This window comes from Xanthovirga aplysinae (assembly GCF_009711365.1).
In the GTDB taxonomy this organism is placed as follows: domain Bacteria; phylum Bacteroidota; class Bacteroidia; order Cytophagales; family Cyclobacteriaceae; genus Xanthovirga; species Xanthovirga aplysinae.
Window position 1 is genome coordinate 1 of sequence record NZ_SMMB01000864.1, and the last position, 4,867, is coordinate 4,867.

Annotated in this window: 6 protein-coding genes; all 6 read left to right on the plus strand. The window is 35.0% G+C overall.

Going from position 1 to position 4,867, the window contains the following annotated elements:
- The coding region (locus tag E1171_RS06985) for a DUF4332 domain-containing protein (protein ID WP_155205293.1) at positions 1-361 on the plus strand (361 nt) is incomplete at its 5' end.
- Positions 362-1,472: 1,111 nt separating this feature from the next.
- On the plus strand, positions 1,473-2,306 hold the full coding sequence (locus tag E1171_RS06990; RefSeq protein WP_155205294.1) for an ABC transporter ATP-binding protein: 834 nt from the start codon (positions 1,473-1,475) through the stop codon (positions 2,304-2,306).
- Between the two features lie 11 nt (positions 2,307-2,317).
- Positions 2,318-3,088 carry a hypothetical protein gene (locus tag E1171_RS06995; protein ID WP_155205295.1) on the plus strand — a complete coding sequence of 257 codons (771 nt, stop codon included), beginning with the start codon at positions 2,318-2,320 and terminating at the stop codon, positions 3,086-3,088.
- A gap of 1 nt (position 3,089) precedes the next feature.
- Positions 3,090-3,491 carry a GntR family transcriptional regulator gene (locus E1171_RS07000; RefSeq protein ID WP_155205296.1) on the plus strand — a complete coding sequence of 134 codons (402 nt, stop codon included), beginning with the start codon at positions 3,090-3,092 and terminating at the stop codon, positions 3,489-3,491.
- Positions 3,478-4,224 carry a head GIN domain-containing protein gene (locus E1171_RS07005; RefSeq protein ID WP_155205297.1) on the plus strand — a complete coding sequence of 249 codons (747 nt, stop codon included), beginning with the start codon at positions 3,478-3,480 and terminating at the stop codon, positions 4,222-4,224. The genes E1171_RS07000 and E1171_RS07005 overlap by 14 nt, the downstream gene beginning before the upstream one ends.
- 24 nt (positions 4,225-4,248) lie before the next feature.
- Entirely contained in the window at positions 4,249-4,800 is a 552-nt protein-coding gene (locus tag E1171_RS07010) for a hypothetical protein (RefSeq protein ID WP_155205298.1), read from the plus strand.
- The last annotated feature ends 67 nt before the right edge of the window (positions 4,801-4,867 follow it).

The following is a 4,867-nucleotide window of genomic DNA, read 5'->3' on the forward strand; positions in this document are numbered from 1 at the left end:
CAGGAAGCTTCAAAAGGCAAATATTCATTCCATGGAGCAGCTAATGAACATGTGCGGAAACCGAACTGGTAGGCAACAAGTTTCTTTGCAAACAGGAATTAAGGAAGATGAACTCCTAAAATGGGCCGATCAGGCAGAGCTTTATAGAATTCCCGGTATGGGTGGTGAATATGGTGAGTTGCTGGAAGCCTCAGGAGTGAATAATTTAAAATCTTTAGGGAATAAAGATGGGCATGACCTTTTCCTTAAAATGACAGCGGTTAATAAGGAAAAGCATATTGCAAGCCAACTTCCTTCTGAACAACAAGTCAAAAAATTTATTCGTGAAGCCAAAAAACTTAAGCCTAGGATTAGTCATTAAACTCAATTAAAAGGTAAGTATTAAGACTAATCAGTAGAATACAACCAACTATTAAAACTTTGTCTTATCAAAAACTCCCCTGAAACTTATTAAAAAATAAATTACGATTAATCCCTTTAATAAACGTTGATTCAATTCTTTAAGTAAAAATTTATTGAAATCCGCTGTACCCAATCTACTTGGGAATTCGGTGGATTTTATTTTGTTCCTAAAATTTGCCAACAAGTGGAATAAAAGCTCACTACGAATTAATAATTAGAGATTAGATAGTTAGGATAGAAATAAATATAATTTCAGGTTTAAGGACTTAAGTAAATCATTTTAGTCAAGTATTACTAAACCATTGATCTTAGGCTCTATTTTCTATACAGAATTTCACACCTTGTTCAAGATTTTTAACCCATTCCTTTAGTTCAGCAGCTGAAAACCTTCCTTACTTTACCTAAATTGAAAGTAGGTGTACCTATGGTTACCTTCTCCCTATTTTTTTTCCTATTGATATGAATATGGATAACGGATAATCTTTTTCGGTTACCAGCCGATAATTCCAAGGGGAATTACTCAATAGTTCTATTGGCGTCTCCTTTAATTACTTGTGCCGACTTGGGCAACTTCATTAACTTATTTAATCTAATATCATTATTTAAATTCATTCATTATAATTTCGTGCAAAGCTCCATTAAGTTCTATTTTAGATACCAAACTTTTCTTTGCTTGTCTCATCAGGCTTGTCCCACAACCCAACCCTCAATTAATACTTCATATAATACTACGCATATACTATATAGTCTATTCCGTTTTTTTTTGTGCCATATCTATTAAGGTAAATGATCTGAATTAGTTCTATGGTTATGCTTTATAGGTTTTCGTGTATTTTTTGAGTTTATTTTTTAGGTAATGCTATTATTCTTGTGTTAAATAACTACAAGGTTAAACAGGCAAATTTTGAGCATCGCTTTTTAGGGTTTATTTGTGTGCGACAGTATTGTTTTTGGAAAAAAAATATAGCGATTTTTTAAATAAAATTTGTATTTATAAAAAGGTTGTTTAGATTTGTAGTGTACTAGTTATGTAGAACACTAATAAAGAAGGTTTATTTAAAGAAAACGCTATGATACAACTCGACGAACTGACCTTCCACTACAAGAAAAAAAAGCCTTTGTTTGATGCCATTAACCTTAAACTCGAAATAGGGAAAGTTTATGGTTTATTGGGAAAAAACGGAGCAGGGAAAACAACCTTACTGAAGAATATGGTGGGTTTACTTTTTCCCCAAGGTGGAGCATGTCTTATTGATGGGAAGCCAATAAAAGAACGCACCCCAGAGGTCCTGCAAGAAATATTTATTATTCCTGAGCAATTCTCATTTCCATCTCTTAAAATCAAAAAGTATGTTCAATTGAATGCTCCATTTTATCCCAAGTTTGATTGGGAGGCTTTCATGGGGTATTTGAGAGAGTTTGAACTGGATGCCGATCAAAAGCTAAATGCTCTTTCCCATGGGCAGCAAAAGAAAGTGATATTGGCCTTTGGATTGGCCACCAATACTAACTGGCTGATAATGGATGAGCCAAGTAATGGACTTGATATTTCTTCTAAAAGTCAGTTTAGAAAGATAATTGCTTCGGCTTTGACAGAAGAAAGGGGATTCATTATTTCGACCCACCAGGTAAAAGACATTGAGAACCTAATCGATAATATTGTGGTACTGGAAAATGGTAAAATCATTTTTAATAGGACCATGCAAGAGATTTCTTCTTCACTGTCCTTTAGTAGGTTGAGAAAGCAAGAAGCTTTGGAACTGGCACTCTTGTACAAGGAGGAGAACTTAGGTGGAGTAGAAGCTATCCATAGAAATGAATTGGGAGAAGATTCCCGAATTGATCTGGAATTGCTCTTCAAGGGCATTATCGAAGAAACGGAAAAGATCAATCAGGCCTTTTAAATAGAGAAGCAATGAAAGAAAAAACGAATACATTTAGTATCCAGCGTGTAGGATTGCTGATTAAACGGCAATTGGTTACCAACCAATCCATTTTGGCTATAGCCTTTGGTGCAGGGGCTGGGATTTTATTAATGATAGGGATAATCAACTGTGTTGCGGATAGGGCCCTTGATCTGGAAGTGATGTTAGGAACAGGTTTGTTCTTTTTTGCATTAGGTAGTCAAATTATTACTAGCAATGTTTTTAGCGAATTAAATAACCCTGAAAAAGGATTTGCTTATTTGATTTTACCGGCTTCTTCCTTAGAGAAGACAGTGGCAGCTTGGATTTCTACAACCATTTTGTATGCCCTGGCAGGCTCTTTGATAATTTTCCTGGCAGTATTCTTGGGTAAGGCATTTGCTGCTATGTGGAATTATCCCGTTTTGAATACTTCCTTTCATTTAGATACGCCTGTAGATGTAATTATCATTCTTTACCTAATATCCAATGCATTGTTTCTGGTAGGGGCTAGTCATTTTAAGAAATATAATTTCCTGAAAACACATTTTACACTTGCATTAGTGTTATTTTCCCTGATTTTAATTGGAGCTTTTATGGCCTGGGTCATTTTGCCTACTTCACCATCCGGATCAGTTGAAATAAGGTCCGAATATCTCAATTATGATTTTAGATTGTTTGTGGAAAAGGAGATGGAATACATTCTAAAGGGTATACTATATCTTTTAGCCCCATTTTTCTTAGTGGTGACCTATTTTAAAATTAAAGAGAGGGAGGTGTAAGATGGAATTTAAAGACAACAAAGCTATATATCTACAAATAGCAGATCATATTTGCGAAAACATCCTTTTGCAAAAATGGAATGCCAATGAGAAGATCCCATCTGTGAGGGAAACTGCAGTACACATGGAGGTAAATCCCAATACAGCAATGCGGACCTTTTCATACCTACAAGATCAAGGAATTATTTTTAACAAAAGAGGGATAGGTTATTTTGTGACGGAGGAAGGATTTAACAAAACGCTTATGCTTAAGAAAGAAATATTTATAAAAGAAGAACTTCCAGTCTTTTTCAAAACATTAGAACTCTTAAATATGACCCTGGAAGATATTAAGGGCATTTACCAGCAAGAATATAAAAACAATTCGGCACTCAATAACAGGAAGAATCATGAAGACAAGTAATAAATTATTGACGGGGGCTTTTTTATTTGTGATTTCTGGTATTCTAATTTTTATTGTGGCTCTTCGACTGAATATTCATCCTGAAAGCCATGTGGAAATAAAAGGAAATGGACAGGTAATAAAAGAAGAACGAGAACTAAAAGATTTTACTCAAATAGAAGTAAGACGTGGTATTAAGGTTTTTATCACCCAAGCTGACAATTTTAGGGTTGAGGTGGAAACTGATGAGAATTTGATTAGTGAAATAATGACCCATGTAGAGGGGGATGAGCTTCTGATTTACCCTACCAAGGACATTGAGGAAGGGAAGGTAAGAATTTATGTGCAAATGCCAGTGATCACCAACTTGGGAGTGGAATCTGCAGCTCAGATCAGATCTAATGAGGCACTTCATGTAGGACATCTAAGCTTAAATGCTAGTAGCGCGGGTGCCTTAATTTTACAAATTGATGCAGAGACTGTTAATGCAGATGTTGGTTCGGCTGGTTCTTGTAATATTAAGGGGACGGCAGATCGACTTACAGTTAGAGTTTCCTCAGCGGGAAGCTTCAAGGCTTCAGATTTAGAGGCAAACATTGGAGATGTAAGGGTAAGTAGTGCAGGAAAAGCTATTGTAAATATTTTGGATGAGGCTCAATATTCAGCTAGTAGTGGGGGAGCTATTAGGTATAGCGGACCTGCAGAATTAAATAGGATTAGATCTTCTAGTGGAGGAAGAATCTCAAAGTATTGAAATTAATTACCTGTGGTATAAGAAATGAAAAGGCTGTTTTATATCGGAGTAATTAGTTTGGGAATAATCTCCTGTTTCATCAAAGGACCGAAACAGGCGGTTATTCCAATCGATAAACGTCCAGGCCTACCAAATTTTATTATTTCCGATTTTAAGAACTTATGGGGCAATATTAAGGAAAATGTACAAATAGAAAATCATAATGGGAAGTTAAGTATTTCCATTAATGGTGTTATTGAGGTAGTAGAATATTTGTTGTTTGCTTCGGGACCTATCGAAGAGGAACAATATATTGAAAATGGTTCAAACATTGTAAGGCAGCTGATTACCAATGCACCTGAAAAAGCTCAGGAGTTCTTGGCCAATCCCTATAATCTTCAGGAAATCCTTTATAAAATCAAGAAAACCCAAGGATTTTCTGTGGATTACCTTGATCGATTTTTAATTAATTGGGAAAAAAATATCATTGAAATTGAGATGGATGTTACTTTGGTCAATGGTATAAAATTGAAAGGTTTAAAAGAAGAAATTTGTAACAGGCAGGTTCAGTTTTTCCAATTATTGGCAACATGCTAAAAACAGAATAACATTTTAGAATGATTTTTAGCTGCAAATAGAGACATAAATTCAAAAAAATGAAAAA